Annotated in this window: 12 protein-coding genes and 1 tRNA gene; 6 read left to right on the top strand and 7 right to left on the bottom strand. The window is 58.5% G+C overall.

Annotation, left to right across the window (positions count from 1 at the left end):
* Nucleotide 1 precedes the first annotated feature (1 nt).
* Nucleotides 2-772: a polyprenol monophosphomannose synthase gene (locus ACRQEC_RS01710; RefSeq protein ID WP_234984504.1), complete on the top strand. Its 771-nt coding sequence runs from the start codon at nt 2-4 to the stop codon at nt 770-772.
* A gap of 101 nt (nt 773-873) precedes the next feature.
* On the opposite strand, the gene ACRQEC_RS01705 is transcribed toward ACRQEC_RS01710, so the two are convergent.
* The gene (locus ACRQEC_RS01705; protein ID WP_016442806.1) at nt 874-1,227 is read right to left on the bottom strand and encodes an RNA polymerase-binding protein RbpA; all 354 of its coding nucleotides are present in this window, start codon (nt 1,225-1,227) and stop codon (nt 874-876) included.
* 396 nt (nt 1,228-1,623) lie between these two features.
* On the opposite strand from ACRQEC_RS01705, the gene ACRQEC_RS01700 reads away from it, so the two are divergent.
* The 3 genes from ACRQEC_RS01700 to ACRQEC_RS01690 all read left to right on the top strand — a co-directional run bounded on the left by ACRQEC_RS01700 (nt 1,624) and on the right by ACRQEC_RS01690 (nt 7,896).
* A complete protein-coding gene (locus ACRQEC_RS01700; RefSeq protein WP_435734845.1) occupies nt 1,624-5,379 on the top strand; it encodes a S8 family serine peptidase in 3,756 nt (1,251 codons plus the stop codon).
* Nucleotides 5,380-5,755: 376 nt separating this feature from the next.
* Nucleotides 5,756-5,941, top strand: coding sequence for a hypothetical protein (locus tag ACRQEC_RS01695; RefSeq protein ID WP_435734844.1), 186 nt, complete (start codon nt 5,756-5,758; stop codon nt 5,939-5,941).
* A gap of 5 nt (nt 5,942-5,946) precedes the next feature.
* Nucleotides 5,947-7,896 carry an InlB B-repeat-containing protein gene (locus ACRQEC_RS01690; RefSeq protein WP_435734843.1) on the top strand — a complete coding sequence of 650 codons (1,950 nt, stop codon included), beginning with the start codon at nt 5,947-5,949 and terminating at the stop codon, nt 7,894-7,896.
* Nucleotides 7,897-8,139: 243 nt separating this feature from the next.
* Here the strand turns inward: ACRQEC_RS01690 and ACRQEC_RS01685 are convergent, their stop codons facing one another.
* From ACRQEC_RS01685 to ACRQEC_RS01660, 6 genes are all read right to left on the bottom strand, one after another.
* On the bottom strand, nt 8,140-8,703 hold the full coding sequence (locus ACRQEC_RS01685; protein WP_016442803.1) for a MerR family transcriptional regulator: 564 nt from the start codon (nt 8,701-8,703) through the stop codon (nt 8,140-8,142).
* A 363-nt stretch (nt 8,704-9,066) separates the two neighbouring features.
* Complete coding sequence (add, locus tag ACRQEC_RS01680; protein ID WP_016442802.1) at nt 9,067-10,074, bottom strand: adenosine deaminase; 1,008 nt, start codon at nt 10,072-10,074, stop codon at nt 9,067-9,069.
* Nucleotides 10,075-10,117: 43 nt separating this feature from the next.
* Nucleotides 10,118-11,884, bottom strand: a complete 1,767-nt coding sequence (locus ACRQEC_RS01675; protein WP_016442801.1) for an adenine deaminase C-terminal domain-containing protein — start codon at nt 11,882-11,884, stop codon at nt 10,118-10,120.
* A gap of 51 nt (nt 11,885-11,935) precedes the next feature.
* Entirely contained in the window at nt 11,936-13,354 is a 1,419-nt protein-coding gene (locus tag ACRQEC_RS01670; protein WP_016442800.1) for a purine-cytosine permease family protein, read from the bottom strand.
* 215 nt (nt 13,355-13,569) lie between these two features.
* Nucleotides 13,570-14,382 (bottom strand): transcriptional regulator FtsR, encoded by an 813-nt coding sequence (ftsR, locus tag ACRQEC_RS01665; RefSeq protein WP_231366710.1) that lies wholly within the window; start codon nt 14,380-14,382, stop codon nt 13,570-13,572.
* On the bottom strand, nt 14,375-14,824 hold the full coding sequence (locus ACRQEC_RS01660) for an FHA domain-containing protein (protein WP_016442798.1): 450 nt from the start codon (nt 14,822-14,824) through the stop codon (nt 14,375-14,377). Before ACRQEC_RS01660 ends, ftsR begins: the two co-directional genes overlap by 8 nt.
* A 307-nt stretch (nt 14,825-15,131) precedes the next feature.
* On the opposite strand from ACRQEC_RS01660, the gene ACRQEC_RS01655 reads away from it, so the two are divergent.
* Nucleotides 15,132-15,205, top strand: a tRNA-Pro gene (locus tag ACRQEC_RS01655).
* Between the two features lie 684 nt (nt 15,206-15,889).
* Complete coding sequence (locus ACRQEC_RS01650) at nt 15,890-16,141, top strand: hypothetical protein (protein ID WP_016442796.1); 252 nt, start codon at nt 15,890-15,892, stop codon at nt 16,139-16,141.
* Nucleotides 16,142-16,147: the final 6 nt, after the last annotated feature.

Here is a 16,147-nt window from a genome sequence, read left to right as displayed (position 1 = left end):
CGTGCACGTTCTCATCACAATTCCCACGTACAACGAGGCGGAAAATCTTCCGCGGATTATCGAGCGGGCCCGGCGGGCCGTACCCGAGGCGGATATCCTCGTGGTTGATGATAATTCACCGGATGGTACCGGGAAGATCGCAGATGAGGCGGCCGAACGTGATGAGCAGATCCACGTGTTACACCGCACCGAAAAAGACGGGCTCGGGCGTGCCTATATTGCGGCTTTCGGCTGGGCCATGGAGCGCGGCTACACTCACGTGGTGGAGATGGACGCAGACGGTTCGCATCATCCCGAACAGCTGCCCTTGCTGCTCGAACGCGCCGCGATGTCCGATGCGCCGGATTTGGTCATCGGTTCGCGCTACGTGCGGGGCGGGAAAATTGACGGCTGGTCCAAGCCCCGCGAGGCGCTCTCGCGCCTGGGCAACCTCTATATTCAAGGGATGCTCGGGCTGCCGGTGCGCGACGCCACCGCGGGCTACCGCGTCTACCGCACGGATATCCTCGAGCGTCTCAACCTGGACACCGTGGAAGCGCGCGGCTACTTCTTCCAGACCGATATGACCGACCACGTGGCGCGCTGCGGGGGCCATATCGTTGAAATGCCCATCACTTTTTCGGAGCGCGAGGCGGGGGAGTCGAAGCTCTCCGGCTCGGTCTTCACCGAATCCCTCAAGCGCACCACAGTGATGGGCGTCACGCGGCGGGGGAGGCAGCTGGGCAATCTCGCGAAACGCGTGGTCACTCAGCTGCGCCGGCCGCGGGACTGAGCGCCGCGGGACTGAGCCCCACGGAATTTAGCGCCGCGGTAGTGGAGTACGGCGCCGCAAAACTGAGGCGCGCGGCCGGCACGCCGCAAAACTGAGCGCGATTAGCGATTGCGCCGTAGCCGCAACTTTCCTTCACGCAGCAGCTCAAGGCGTTCCTCCAGCAGCACCTTGAGCTCATCTTCGTTGCGGCGTTCCAGGAGCATATCCCAGTGGGTACGCACCGGCTTGGGTGGCTTGCGGTCATCCACGCCTTCGCCTTCGATGAGCTCGGCTTCCACGCCGCAGCGGCAGGTCCACGCGGTGGGAACTTCGGCGTCCACCGCCATGGCCACCCCAAATTCGTGGCCGTTCTTGCAGCGGTATTTAACCTGCTGGCGGTCCACAAAAACCACATTGTCATCAGTTTCGAGCGAATTCGCTCCGATGCGCATACCGCGCAACGAACGTTCAGCCATCGTGCCGTCCTTCCTCGCGAGCAGGCCTGCTCGCGTTACGTTTCTCCGTTTCCATATTAACGACGCCGCCGCGGGCCCCGGTGCTTACGTCCCGGAAACGGGCGCTTTGACGCGTTAAAGAGGGGCTGGACAGAATTCTGGCCACCTCACGCTACTTGCCGATAATGTACATTATGTCAAAACACGGCCGGGCGATGCCGCGCGAGGGTGCCGGTGAGCCCCACTCGTCCCCCGCTGCCCCCGCTCTCCACTCTCACATACTGTTCCACCGGTCGTTCACACTCTGGACTATCAATTTTGATTATTTAAGATATTCGGCAAAATTGCTGGCATGCCGTTGAGCTGGGCTCATATTTCCACGCCCGGGCCAGCGGCCAGCTATCAGGAAGGATATGTATGGCTGAGCAACCACGCTGGCGCCGATTCGGCGTCACCTGTGCGTGTGCCGCCCTCGTTGGCGGCGCCCTCGCTCCCGCAACCGCGGCGGCCACGGAATCAGATGGGCACGAACCCCTCGATATCCGCGCCACCGTTGCCGCGGCGGAAAGCGATCCGAATTTCACCGGAAAATGGTTTATTGAACTCAAGAGCGAACCTCTTATTCGAGGTGGCTCCTCCGCCCGCATCGCGGGCGAACAGCGGGAATTCACCCAGACGGTCGAAAATGACGGTGGTGAGGTGGACACCTCCTACCAGCACGTGTGGAACGGCGTGACCGTCGAAGCCGATTCGGTGGAACTGGCACGCTACGTCAATGACGCTAATGTGATCGGTGTTTACCCGGTGCTCACGGTGGAACGGCCCGCCGAAGTCGAATCTGCTGCGGAAATGAACCGCCCCGGGGAAACCCCCGATATGTACTCCGCGCGGGATATGACCGGTGCGAGCGTGGCCAATGAGGAATTCGGCTTCACCGGCAAGGGCGTACGCGTGGGAATCATTGATTCCGGCGTGGCCATTGATCACCCGGCTTTCGGCGGGAACGGCGTCAAGGGTGAGCGTGCTTTCCCCAATGACAAGATCGTGACCGGCTACGATTTCGTGGGCGATTCCTTCAATACGGATCGCAGTGACCCGAATTTCCAGCCGGTCCCCCACCCGGATGCTCTTCCTGATGACTGCGGGGCCGGCGGCGGGCACGGCTCGCACGTGGCTGGCATCGCCGCAGGTAACGATCCGGAAAGCACGTTTAAGGGCGTGGCTCCCGATGCTGTCATCGGTGCTTACCGCGTTTTCGGATGCACGGGATCTACCAGCTCCGAAGTCATTCTCTCCGCCCTCGAACGCGCCCAGCGGGACAAGATGGACGTTGTTAATATGTCCATCGGCGCGGCTTTCGCGACCTGGCCTAACTACCCCACCGCGGTGGCCTCGGAAAACCTCGTTGCCTCCGGTGTGGTGGTCACGGCTTCCCAGGGTAACTCCGGTGCGAAGGGCATTTTCTCCGGCAGTGCGCCGGCGGTGGGCCCCTCGGTTATCGCGGTGGGCTCCGTGGATAATACCCACGTGCTGCGCCCGGTCGTGATGTTCAACGGCGGTCCTGAGGGATTTGAGACTGTCACGGAATCTCCCGCGGTGCCCACGGCGGGTAGGGTCGACGTCGTCGCCTATCCCGAAGGGCAAAAAACCGGCGCCGTTGATCTTCCCGGAACACCGTTTACCGGGAAAGCAGTGCTTGTCTCGCGCGGAACGTCGACCTTCTACCAGAAGGCCCGTGCCGCGCAGGACGACGGCGCCGCAGCGGTCATCATCTACAACAACCAGCCCGGCACCATCAACGCAACCATCGCCGGAAACCCGCCCGTAACGATCCCGGTCATCGCGGTCACCCAGGAACAGGGCGAGCGTTTCGAAGAGGCCGCGGCCGCCGGAAACGCCAGCCTGGAATGGACGGATGCGAAGCGAGTAGCCACCTCCCCCACCGGCGGGAAAATTTCCGATTTCTCCTCCTGGGGCCTGGCTGCGGACCTCCAGCTCAAGCCGGACGTGGTTGCCCCGGGCGGCAATATTTATTCCGCGTGGCCGGTTGATGATGCTGTGACGCCCTCGTGGAAGACGATTTCGGGTACCTCGATGGCAGCCCCGCACGTGGCCGGGAGCGCGGCTCTGCTGCTCCAAGCCAACCCGAATCTCACGCCGGCGCAGGTGCGCACGGCCTTGCAGAATACCGCCGACCCGGTGACCGTGGACGGCAGCGCGGATGCCCCGAAGCTCGCCACCCACCGCCAGGGTGCCGGCCTGGTCAATCTGCCCGCCGCTCTCGCTGCGGTCACGGAGCCGGGCACGAATGGCGGCGGGGCTCCCACCGCGATTACGCCCGCGAAGATTTCGCTGGGTGATTCGGACGTGCAGGAAACGACGACGCTCACCGTGCACAACGCCTCGGCAGCGCCCGTCACCTACACCTTCACGGCGGATACTCACGTGCGTGCCACCAGCGGGCCGCACGATCGTTTCACCACCTACAACGGGACCGATGCGCAGGTGGCGATTAGCCCCGCGCAGGTGACGGTGCAGCCCGGGGCGGATGCCCAGGTGCAGGTCTCGGTCACCGATCCGACGAACGTGCCCGAGGGTGCGATCTACGGCGGTTATGTGGTGGCCCACGGCGATGATAATTCCACCTACCAGGTGCCTTTCGCGGGCCTCAAGGGCGATTACGAAAATGCTTTGCAATTCCTCCACACCACGTGGAAGGTCAAGGATATTCGCCCGGATATCGCCCAGAAGCGCCCGGATTTGGCGAATCTGCTCGCCTACGATCCGCCCTCGCTGACCAAGCTCATTGCCTGCCCGAATCCGGCCACCATCTACAAGGGTGAGTGCCTGGACAAGGGCGCGCAGTACTCCAACGCCCCCAATTCCGAGCTTTTCGCCTACGCCATGGACTACGCCAACGGTGCGGTTCCGGTGGTGGAATACCATATCGATTCCCCGGTGCAGAAGCTGGAAATCCGGGTCTTCCACGCGAACGAGGACGGCTCGAAGGGCGCCCCGGTTTCGGAAAATAACGTGGTGCATAGCGAGGACGGCGTGGGTCGTACCGATCTGGGGCGCTTCGCCTGGGACGGCACCTACCTCAAATCCGCTTCGGCGACGACGCGCACCGCGGCCGCCCCGGGTCGCTACGTCTTCGAGTTGCGGGTCGTTAAGGGAACCGGCGGCGGAACAACTGAGCCGAGCGGTGAGACCCTGCCCGGTTTCACCCGCAGCTCCAGCGAAGAAACCTTCGTAACCGCGCCCTTCTGCGTCAAGGAATGCACGACGCCGCAGCCGACGCCCACGCCGGAACCTACCCCGAGCGAGAAGCCGGAACCGAGCGCGCCCGCGCCGAGCCCGAGCGTGGAGCCGACTACCCCGGCGCCTGCACCGACTCCGAGCGTGGAGCCCACGGTCGATCCGACCACACCGGTCCCGGTGCCGACACCTTCGGTGGAGCCGACCGAGCCGGCACCGAGCCCGAGTGACAAGCCGGAACCGACCCCGGTTCCTACTCCAAGCGTGGAGCCCACGGCCGAACCTCCGGCACCCGAGCCCAGCGACCAGCCGGAGCCGAGCGAGGAACCGAGCGAACAGCCGAGCAAGCCGGCCACTCCCCCGGCTGTGCACGGCAATACCTTCTTCGTCTCCAATAACTGGACGGCGACCGTTGCTTCCGTAGTCTTCTCCTACGGGCGCGCCGGCGACGAGGACTACGTGGGTGATTTCGACGGGGATGGCAAGGATACTTTCGCGGTGCGCCGCGGGAACACCTTCTACGTCCAGAACTCGCTCGTCGGTGGGAATGCTGAGCAGGTATTCTCCTACGGACGGGCTGGCGACGAAGTCCTCGTGGGTGATTTCGACGGGGATGGCAAGGATACTTTCGCGGTGCGCCGCGGAAACACCTTCTACGTCCAGAACTCGCTCGTCGGTGGGAATGCTGAGCAGGTATTCTCCTACGGACGCGCCGATGACCAGGTCCTTGCTGGGGACTTCGATGGGGATGGTAAGGATACTTTCGCGGTGCGCCGCGGAAATACCTTCCACATTAGCAACCAGCTCACCGGAGGAGATGCTGAAGCAACTCTTGCCTATGGGCGCCACGCTGATGCGGTCTTCCTCGGGGATTGGGACGGCAACGGAACGGATACCCCGGCTGTGCGCCGATAGAAAGAGTGAGATCCCCCTGTATTTTCACCTTTAAAGATTAAATGGACCCCGATGTGTCGCTACTTACGGTGACGACACATCGGGGTCCTTTGTTGCATCGCTTAAAGATAAAGCTGAGAAACATTTTCTTGGTTAGTAGCTCGAAGATCACTAAAATGAAACAACCTCGCATTTGCCAAGGTCAGAGGGATGTTTATTCCGCAAGGGCAGCGTTGAGTGCTCTCGTATTCCTCGAAATCAAATGACTCTAAACAAATACAGTAAGAACTTTGGTATTATCATCTTGTCACTATAGCTGGTGCAAAATATCAAGTCACAGTGTCAAGAATGTGCGCGTCGAAGTGTGCCCTCGGTGGCGCTGTTGAAAGGATTGCAGATGAAACTACGGGAAGAAAAAATTGGACAGGGGGTGAATCGGCTTCGCACCATCGCCGCGGGCTTGGTTTCCGGAATTATGGTTACCGGCGCTACGCTCGGCACGGCTTGGGCTGCGCCGGATAACACCGCTCCGACCCTGGAAATACAAAACGTCACAATCGCGAGCACATATCCCTCGATCTGAAACGCATGATCGTGAAAGCCGGGGACGCAGAAGATTCTCAGCTCGGAAGTGATGACGTTGTCGTTACGAATAAGAGTGGGTTCACGGAAGGTAAAGATAAACCTAAGTATTCCGTGTATAACGAGGTTCGGGATTACACCGTCGAATTCTCCCTCACTGATAGTGGAGGGAAGACCACCAAAGCTACAGGAACGGTAACAGTCGTTCCGAAGCGCCACCTGGAGCGCTCCCATTCGTCAGCGAATGTCCTCGGTCGGGATACTAAGTACGGGAATACCCCGACCGAATCAAATGTGGCATTCCCCGCTGATCAGCGTACGCCGTATGAATTCAAGCTGAAATACGTCGATGATGAGACGAAAGAACCCGTTTCCGGGTTGAATCTCTGGTTCGAACGCAATAGCGAGATTATCGACGGAAATAAAGGGAAATTCTTCACCACTGATGCTAATGGTGAAATCGGTTTCTCAATGACTCGTGAGGAACTTGCAGCCTATTCCGTAGCGGACCAGCCCAACAAGCATTATCTGACCGGTTATGATGCCGCGACGCATATGAGGTACCTCCAGATTTTCGAGAAGTTCAATTATTCTCCGCATCTGGTGGCCATTTATGATTCGACACCAGGCCTTCCCATCGAGAAAGCGCACTATATCTATCCGGATGGCTCCACGCAGAATTTCAATATTGGTCTGTGGGGAGAAAAGCAAAATCTGGTCAAGTTCAATGCTATCGATACCGTATACGAGATTGAGGAGGGTAGTGACTTCTATACGGGACCTCAACGGAAACAGGAAGAGGTCGATAAAGCCCAGACTAACCTAAAGAAACTCGTTGATTCGTATAGCTATTTGAAGAATTCGGGTACTAAAGAGAACCCTGATTATCAGTGGACCACCATTCTTAGCGGAAACGATGCGCCTATGTATCGCGTAGCTTCCGGTAGTGTGGATACGTCCACCCCAGGCGAGTACCAGCTCACGTTACAAGCAGGTCCTTTTGCTGATTGGATTTGGCAGGACAATGAGATGGGCCTTCGTTCCTATGCGGAAGATACCGTAAAGGTTCGGGTTGTTCCGAAGCCTGTTGTGAATTTCAAGCAGCTCCTTCCCGATGGTTCTACCAAGGCCGAATCTTCAGTTAAGGTAAGTCGTAATACTGTGGTTTCCCAGCCGGGTTTCCCGACCGTTAACACGGAAGAAAAGGGTCACGTTTTCAAGGGATGGTTCAAAGATGAAAGCTTCACACAGCCTTTCGATTTCACCACCCCGATTACGGCTGACACAACTGTGTATGGACAGTGGGCTGCCGTCGCTAAGTACACGGTTGCTTTCGATACTCGTGGCGGAAACGTCATTCCTTCCCAGCAGGTTAAAGCTGGATCTCCCGCACAAGAACCTGAGAATCCGATTAAGGAAGGTCATGCCTTCATCGCGTGGTATCTCAATGGTCATCAATATGATTTCGCTACCCCGGTTAAATCTGATATTACTTTGACTGCGGAGTGGGATCAGATTCTATACAACGTTACTTACCGTTATGACGATGGGGTAACACCGGATGGTAACCGGCAGGTACTTCATGGCAAACAGGCCGAAAATATCGCACCTCCTGTTCGGGATGGATACAAGTTCATTGGCTGGTTTAAGGACGGTCAGCCTTATGATTTCTCCACTTCAGTTACGGGTGACATTACTCTCACTGGTCAATGGGAGAAAATAACAACCAAGCCTGGTGGTGATCCGGGAACGAAGCCTGATGACGACCCGGGAACGAAACCGGGGACTCCCAGTCCTAATCCCACAAATTCGGGTACCGACAATGCAATCAGTTCCACTTCCGCCAAAAAGCTCGCGCATACAGGAACGGCAGCAGCTGGTGGTATTGCAGGAGTTGTACTGCTTCTTGCCACCGGCCTTGCCTTCGTTCGGTTGCGCCATTGGGATAGAAAATAACTACGGAAATTAGCCACTACGATTACGGGAAAACAGTAATGTAAACGAAGCCTCTGGAAACGAAGCTATAAAAGCTTCCTCCAGAGGTTTCGTTTACGTGGTAACGGTGCCGGGTTTCTATACTGCTGAGTGACGTTGCTCGCCAGGGTAGGAAATGAGCAAGAGCTACCTGGAGCCTTGATAATAAACGAAACAGGTCCGCTGCACTTCGGCAACGGACCTGGATGGTAAAAGAATTGTGAGTTATGCACCGCGGCGGCGCTTGGCGGCCCGCCGCTGCGCCAATTCATCCACCACTTCTTCTTCAGCGCGTTCGGTGGGAAGCTCGGAAAGCGAACCCTGGATTTCACGCCAAACCCGGCCAACCGCGATGCCGAAAACAGCCTGGCCGCCCTTGACCAGGTCGATCACTTCATCATCGGAGGTGCATTCGTAGACCGAAGCACCGTCAGACATGAGGGTGATACCGGCCAGATCTTCCACTCCGCGATCCTTGAGCTGTGCGATCGCAACCCGAATCTGCTGGAGTGATACCCCGGTATCCAAGAGGCGCTTAACCACCTTGAGGACCAGGATGTCTTTAAAAGAATAGAGACGCTGGCTGCCGGAACCCGACGCATTTTGCACGGTAGGTGAAACAAGACCGGTGCGATCCCAGTAATCGAGTTGACGGTAGGTGATGCCTGCTGCCTTGCAGGCAATCGGACCGCGGTAGCCGGTTTCGGCGTCAAGCTCGGGAAGAGGATCGCCGAAGAGCATCGGTTGGGTGCGCCGATACGTCGCGTCTTTGGCGGTCGCGTCGCTCATAGTCTCTCCGTTTCGCAGCGTGGATTCTGGCCGGTTGCCAGTGTTAGCTACCACGATATAGCAGGCCGGCCAGCGGGTCAGCGCCCGGCGCGGCGTGTCTAAAGCTCAACTTGAGCTTTAGGGTAAGGTGCCGCAAGAAAGCACTGTTTACTACTCCCCTAGCCTACCGCATCCACTCCACAAATTGGCTAGTTCCCGCCACTTAAAGCCCGCGGCGCCGGCACGCTCCCACGCGGGAAGCGGCCGGCGCCGTCGTTCCCATCGCGATGTGATAAACGATACATGCGATGTTATTGTGACAGTTGAGGTACCTGAGGCGAGCATGCGAGATGCCTCGCGCGCACGCCCCAGCGCCTACCTCACCTAGCCCTCGTAGGCAGCAATCTCCGCGGCGATGCGTTCCTTGAGCGAGGCCGGCGCCCAGGAAATATCCACCGCATTGCGCGCGAAACGCTTGAGGGTCTCCTCATCTGCCCCGGCTTCGTCCGCCACGCGTTGGTAATTCTCCGCGATATAGCCACCGAAATAGGCCGGGTCGTCCGAATTGACAGTAACCTTGACCCCCCGCTTATCCAGTTCGGTGAGCAGTCCCACCTTAGAGCCGTCGGAGACCCAGGTATTGGAGATCGGGCAGGAGGTCAGACCGATACCGTGCTCAGCCATGTATTCCACCAACTCGGGCTTTTCCACCACATTCGTACCGTGGTCCACGCGGTCCACCCGCACGTCCTCGAGAACCTGACGAATATGCTCCGCTGAATCTGCAATATCAACATCGCAGTGCATCGTCAGCTGATATCCCAGCTCGCGGGCCTTCGCGAAGACGGCCCCGAACTTGGCGGGCGGGTTGCCGGTTTCATCCGAATCAAGCCCCACGCCGATTATCCAGGGGCGGTACGGCAGGGATTCCAGCAGGGTTGCCATGGCGTATTCGGCCTGGAAATCCCGCAGGAAACACATAATCAGAGCGCTGTCCACACCCAGCTGTTCGCGCGCCTCAATCTGGGCACGGCGCAGCCCGGAGATCACGGTATGGAATTCCACCCCGCGCGAGGTATGCGCCTGCGGATCGAAGAACATCTCCACGTAACGAACGTTTTGGCGCGCTACCTTGCGGAAATACTCCATCGCGAGGTCATAGAAATCCTCCGCGGTGAGCAGCACGCTCATGCCTTCGTAATAAGCGTCCAGGAAAGAGGCGAGGTCATCGAATTGGTAGGAAGCCCGCACCTCCTCCTCGCTGGCGTAAGGCAGCTCTACGCCATTGCGCGCGGCGAGCTTGAATTTGAGATCGGGTTCCAGGGTGCCTTCAATATGCAGGTGGAGCTCAACTTTGGGCAGACCCTGCACGAAGGGCGATATCGCAGTCATATTTTTCCTTTCTGCGTGGTTACGTTCGCGGGTACCCGTTACGTTACCGTGTTGCAATAACGGGATCGACGACGTCAAATTTGACGCAGTCAATGAGGCCGAGATCGGTGATCGCCCAATCGGGAATCGCGGTGATGGACAGGAAGATGAGCTGGCCAAAGGGCGAATCGAGATCCGCACCCAGCACCTCCCGGGCAGCCCGGTCCATCTCCGCTTCGGCGGTGGCCATATCTTCGGCTACCAGGTCGGCAACAATGCCACCCACCGGGAGGGGCAGGGAGGCAACAACCTCGCCATCACACACCGCAACCTGTCCCCCGCCCAGGCGGGAAACTTGATTAATCGCCAGCGCGATATCCTCCGGGTTTACTCCCGCGCACACCACATTGTTATCGTCCGGGGCCGCCGAGGTGGCAATTGCCCCGCGCTTGAGGCCGAAGCCCTGAATAAAAGCAACGGGCAAATTCGTGGTTTTGCCGTAGCGTTCCGCTACGCATACATAAACGGCATCCTGGGCAGTATCGGGTTGCACCTTGCCGTTCACCACCGGGAGTTCCACCTCAGCTCCGGGGCGCTTGAAGGCAACATCCTTGGAGAGCACGATGGTGCGCACTCGCGCCGAGGTAGCCGAATCGGCAACCCGAACTGCGATGCGATCAGCGCTGACCGGGGCGAGCTTGAAGGTATCGAGCACCGCTGCGGTGCGCTGCGGTGCATGCGGGGCGTGCACGGCGGCACCGTTCTGCGCCACGATCCTCCCACCCTTGAGGACGGTGCGGGGCCGGAAATCATCGAGGGAATCAACGAAGAGAATATCCGCGAAACGCCCCGGAGCAATCGCACCGATGCGGTCATCGAGTTGGAACATCCGCGCGGTGTTAATCGTGGCCATCTGGATCGCGGTGACGGGATCAATTCCCTTCGCAATGGCCAGGCGCACCACGTAATCGAGGTGGCCGCGGCCCAAAATATCGGTGGCCGTCACATCGTCGGTACAGAAACCAACCCGGTGGGCCGGGGCGCCCATCTCGGTGATGAGCTTAATATTTTCCTCGAGCATCGGGGCGGCGGTGGATTCCCGGATAAGGATATTGATGCCGTTACGCATCTTCTCCAGTTCTTCTTCCGGAGAATAGGATTCGTGACACAGCGTCACGCCCGAAGCTGCGTAGCCGGCTACCCGGCGGGCATCCACGAGCGGTGCGCAGCCAAAGGCGTGCAGGCGGTTTTCCTCGGCCAGGTCCATGGCGGTGAGGACTTCTTCATCACCGTATTCCACCATTTCCTGCACGGTTTCCCACAAGCCCACGCATTCGGGCATGCGCTGCACTTTCCGATGGTCTTCCACCGCGAAACGGTGCCCCACGGTAGATTCAGGAACCGTGTAGGGAGCTTTAGCGGGCGCACCCCACCACACTCGCATGGAGGATTCTTCGGCTTCGGCCAGGAATTCCTTGACGCCTTCCAGGCCTGCGGATACCAGGATCTGGTCGAGGCCGGAAATAACGGAGGTTGTTCCGTAGCGGGATACCAGATCCGCGAACATCGTCACGGAAAGCTTGGAGCATTCGATGTGCTGATGCCCGTCAATGAGACCGGGAGTCAGATAGGCGCCGTCGGCATCAATAATGGTGGTGTTCGGGCCGCGCTGCGCGTCCACGTTCCCCACCGCGGCCACGCGCCCGTAAGCGATGGCGACGGAGGCGGGGTAGGTTTCCCCAGTGAGAACGTTTACCAGAATTCCGTTGTCAATAATGGTGTCGGCGTGGGCGCGCCCGTAGGCGACATCAAGAAGCTGACGATGAGGCATGAGTTTCTCCTAAAAATAATGACGTTGTTGCGGGGTGACGGTATGCGGCCTTTAGGCAGCGGTAATGAAGGCCCGGCGGGCAGCGCGTTCGCGTTCGCGCACCGGGCGCAGAGCCAGGTAGATTAGCGCGGAGGCGATCACTCCGGCGGGAATGGACAGATCCGGTGCCGCGGCGGGCACATCCACGAGGAGTCGGGTGAGCGGGCCCACCAGGTAGCCAGAGTTTGTGAAGAGCGCTGAGCAGAGCATGCCGCCCAGCAGCGCGGCCATTCCGGACCAGCGCACCCCACCGCTGCCCCAGTACGGGCCGTGGGATTCAATGGCCAGGCCGGAAAGATGGTAGGTGCCGTGCCGGGCCACCCAATCCAGCAAATATACGGTCACCCACGGCGCCAGCCAGATGCTTAGCGAGGCGGCGAAAGCATTGAGGAGGCTGTAGAACGCTTCCTGCTGGATCGCGAAAATGCAGATGGCCACGCAGATGAGGCTATCGATGCACACGATAACCATGCGCGGAACGTGGATACCGGCGGTCTGCAAATTCAGGCCGGAAGAATAGAGGTTGGTGCCGTTTTGGAGCAGCAAACCGACCATAACAAGAATGAGGAAAGGTACCGCAAACGCCGGGCTGAGGATCGCCGGGACGGCCAGCGGATTAGAAAGTTCCACCTCAGCGGGAACCGCTACAGTTGCCATCGCGGCCCCGAGGGTCTGGAGTAGCACGTAGGGAATAAACCCACCCAGCGCCGCCCAGGTTCCCACTGCGAGTGGCGAAGAATTAGCGGGTAGATAACGGGAGAAATTTGCTCCGCTTGGCGCCCAGGAAAGCCCGCCCGAAACAATAACGAGCGAGGTTGCAGAAATCATGGTGAAGAGCGAATCGGTACCCGCGGAGGCGCCCGGCGCGGCCTGCGGAATAATGAGGGCTGCTAACACAATAAAAGCCACCGTGAAAATCATGGTTGCGTATTTTTGTGCTGCCATGAGTATCCGGTGGCCAAGAAGGGGAAGAAGAAGCTGAATACCCGCAAGAAGAACGACGACGGTAATCTGCGCGCCGCCCTCCAGGGCGATACCCGCACGAGCGAGGAGTGCCTCACAGGCATAGTAAACGAGAATGAGTCCCCCGGCTTCGAAGCCGATGAGCATCAGCCAGGACAAAACTCCATTAATACGAGCTCCGCGAGTACCCAGTGATGCTCGCGAAATGGTCATCGTGGTGGTGCCGGTTAGCGGCCCTTGAATGGAGGTTAGCGCGAGAAGCGGGTATGCGATAACGTTGCCGATTACGATAACGGCGAGCGCTTGCGTGAATGAAAGTCCGTAAAGCAGCACCAGCATGGCGCCGTAGGACACGGTAAAAATATTAGTGGTTGTGCCCGCCCACAGGAAGAAAAGATCGCGGGGGCGACCGTACCTTTCGTGGGGCGATACAAGGTCGATACCTTGGGTTTCCACAGAACCTGACATTAATTGTCTCCTGCTAGTTGAGGTGCCCAGCATGACCTGGGTTCGGTTCAATCGATATGAAGTTGTACTGCCACCTTACTCCTGAGTGGGTGGTGCTGTCTGCCTGACGTGGTTCATTTTTGCGCAAAAGGCTACTTGCCGGAGCGGCGAGCTGGCCTTAGTGCATTAAGACGAGGTTGAAAACGTGCCCCGTGAGCGCGGCGGTGGAACGCACCTTAGCGCAGTTCCACTTCGACGTTTTCCGTGAGAAGAGCACCGTAAAGCCGCGCGATGGTGGTGCCGTCTTCGGCGGCCTGGTTGAGGGCGCGCTCGGAGGCAACCGGTGTTTTCTTTGCCAGCTCGGTAGCTAGCTGGGTGGTAATCATCACGGCTTGAGCGTGTGCGGAATTTTTGACGCTGCGAATCTGACGTAGATCATAACCGGCTTCCAGCAGCATCACGCAGTAACGCACAATATCCGCCGATTGGGCGGATAGGCGCCCGCGTGCGTCGGTAGCAAGGATGCCAGCGGTGACGAGCTCCTCAATGGTGCCCAGAGCCGCTCCGGTCATATCGGCCAGTTCGGCTTGAGTAATACGTTCGCCCGGTTTCGGGCGGCGCACTTCCGGTGCGGCGACGGCGCGCATTCCCCCGGGGCGTCCCGGGGCCTCAATGATGCCCTCGTCGAGCTGACGCAGCTCCTCCCGGATTTGATCGAGGGGTAGGAAACGATCACGCTGTTCCCTCAGGATGAAGCGCAAACGCTCGGTATCCGAGGTGGAAAAAAGTCGCTGATTAGTAGCGGTGCGATAAGGAGAAATAAGATTAATGGATTCGTAATGCCGGATCTTTGAAACCGAGAGCATGGGGAACTCGTCCGTGAGTGCACGGCGAACCTCCCCGATACGCAGAGTTGGTTCGTGGCTGAGGTCATGGGGCCAGGTGCTCGGGCTGCCATCCGTCCGCATGCGGCGCGGCGCGCAAGTGTGCGGGAAGGAAGAATCCGGAGTGGCCGTAGAAGCGCGAGATATCACCGGTGTATCACGCACCGGCTCGCGAAGCGTAGAAAGTTAACCGGAATTTTCCGATTTGGATCTCATCACCGGTGCGGAGTACAGCGTCATCGACTCGTTCCCGATTTACGTAAGTGCCGTTGAGAGAACCGGAATCACGCACGTGGAACGTATCGCCGCGGCGGAAGAACTGAACGTGCTTACGGGAAACAGTGACGTCGTCAAGAAAAATATCGGCACGTGGGGAACGTCCCGCATTCGTCACTTCCCCATCAAGAAGGAACCGAGCTCCGGAATTAGGACCGGAGAGCGCAATCAGGAGCGCGGAGCCGGCAGGGAGCGCATCAATAGCGGTACATTCTTGCGGACTGAGATGCCGTTCGGCCACCGGTTGATCAGGTTGCGCGCCGATAGCGGTGAAGCGAGAAGTTTCCGTAGGCGCGGGTGCGGCCGACCTCGGATCAAATTGTTCAGCCATATGACTTCTCCTTCACTGCCCTGGTGCGCTCCCCGGGCGCGTCTTTATCGGTAACAATCCTATAACGATTCGGGGTGATAACTCTAGTGAGGCTATCCGTTCCGAAAGATACGTCAGAGCCGTTGTGTCGGAGTGATGGCACCGGGCTGGGCGTATCACAGTTCCGAGGGAAGAGCGTGCTACGTCACCTTCTGAGATTTGTATTTGTCTGCGCTCATGAGGTAATCTCATGTGGTCCACGTGGCGATGACCCGGTGTTGAAATCAGGTTTTCGGAACGGGGGTAGCGCTAAGTTTTCTTATCGCTTCGGGCTATGGCGCAGTTTGGTAGCGCACTTGACTGGGGGTCAAGGGGTCGTGGGTTCAAATCCCGCTAGCCCGACGATGTGATGTCCCGCGTCATAGGTCCGCCTGTGACGCGGGATTTTTCGTGTTTTTGGGTTGGATGTCTCACGTCATATGTCCGGGTATGTTTCGCGTCATGTGTCCGTTTTTCTTCGTGTTTTTCTTTTGGTAATCCCGGGTCGGGTCGATGGTGAACTCGGCGATTATTTCCCCGCTGGCTCGGTTGATGATCAAGGCGTTGGGGCCTATAGGACACTTGGGTCTAATGACGGCGTGTCCTTGGCTTGGATCCGGCTCGGATCCGTACGAACTGGGTCCGCAAACGAAGTGCGAGGGAGAGCACCGTTTGCACCCGATTCCGTGTCTCTAACGCGTACTGTGGCGCCTGCGCGGTCCCGAATGACGCACTTTGACACTTCTGTCCACCCCGCGGCTGTCAGGAAAGCAGGCTCATTGAGGTACTCAACCTTAATAAGGTCGACTTCTCGCTGCCATAACAGGGCAAACCCGGATATAAGAGCCATCTTTGGGGATGCGGGCTGAATTCGTACCGGGTATAGGAGTCTGTCCGGGAGGTGAGACACACTGCGGCGTCGTACTCAAAACAAAACCTGCGCAAAATGGCGAGTTTTCAGCGATTTCCGTCACACGGGACTATTGTCCGGGGAAATGCTCCATGCAAGCTGATAAAACTCTGGGCAAATTAAGTTATGCTTGACACATGGAAAATCATCAAGATTTCAGTGGCATCCCCACTGACCTAGAGGAGCACAAGGTTGCCAGGTGGGCGTCGCTCCTCGCTAAAGCCACCTGGGTTGTCCTCGCGCTTGGACTCGTTATCGGGCTGGTCTTCTGGGCCACGGCAAGCGGAAGTACCGGGCAGGATCTTGGCGTCCTGAGCTGGTGCATCACTTTTGCCGCTTCCATCGCCTTGATGTCCATCCGCCAATTCCTGCTTTCGGAAAGGAGGTAACGGGCC

Source organism: Actinotignum saccati (assembly GCF_051265055.1).
GTDB lineage: Bacteria > Actinomycetota > Actinomycetes > Actinomycetales > Actinomycetaceae > Actinotignum.
Note: the sequence above shows the minus strand (reverse complement) of the source record. Positions and strands in the feature narration are given on the sequence as shown.

Coding starts and splice junctions, on each gene's coding strand:
- ACRQEC_RS01705 (WP_016442806.1), bottom strand. CDS start 1,227: ATGGCTGAACGTTCGTTGCGCGGTATGCGCATCGGAGCGAATTCGCTC.
- ACRQEC_RS01685 (WP_016442803.1), bottom strand. CDS start 8,703: ATGAGCGACGCGACCGCCAAAGACGCGACGTATCGGCGCACCCAACCG.
- add (WP_016442802.1), bottom strand. CDS start 10,074: ATGACTGCGATATCGCCCTTCGTGCAGGGTCTGCCCAAAGTTGAGCTC.
- ACRQEC_RS01650 (WP_016442796.1), top strand. CDS start 15,890: ATGGAAAATCATCAAGATTTCAGTGGCATCCCCACTGACCTAGAGGAG.
- ACRQEC_RS01695 (WP_435734844.1), top strand. CDS start 5,756: ATGAAACTACGGGAAGAAAAAATTGGACAGGGGGTGAATCGGCTTCGC.
- ACRQEC_RS01690 (WP_435734843.1), top strand. CDS start 5,947: ATGATCGTGAAAGCCGGGGACGCAGAAGATTCTCAGCTCGGAAGTGAT.
- ACRQEC_RS01700 (WP_435734845.1), top strand. CDS start 1,624: ATGGCTGAGCAACCACGCTGGCGCCGATTCGGCGTCACCTGTGCGTGT.
- ACRQEC_RS01675 (WP_016442801.1), bottom strand. CDS start 11,884: ATGCCTCATCGTCAGCTTCTTGATGTCGCCTACGGGCGCGCCCACGCC.
- ACRQEC_RS01660 (WP_016442798.1), bottom strand. CDS start 14,824: ATGGCTGAACAATTTGATCCGAGGTCGGCCGCACCCGCGCCTACGGAA.
- ACRQEC_RS01670 (WP_016442800.1), bottom strand. CDS start 13,354: ATGTCAGGTTCTGTGGAAACCCAAGGTATCGACCTTGTATCGCCCCAC.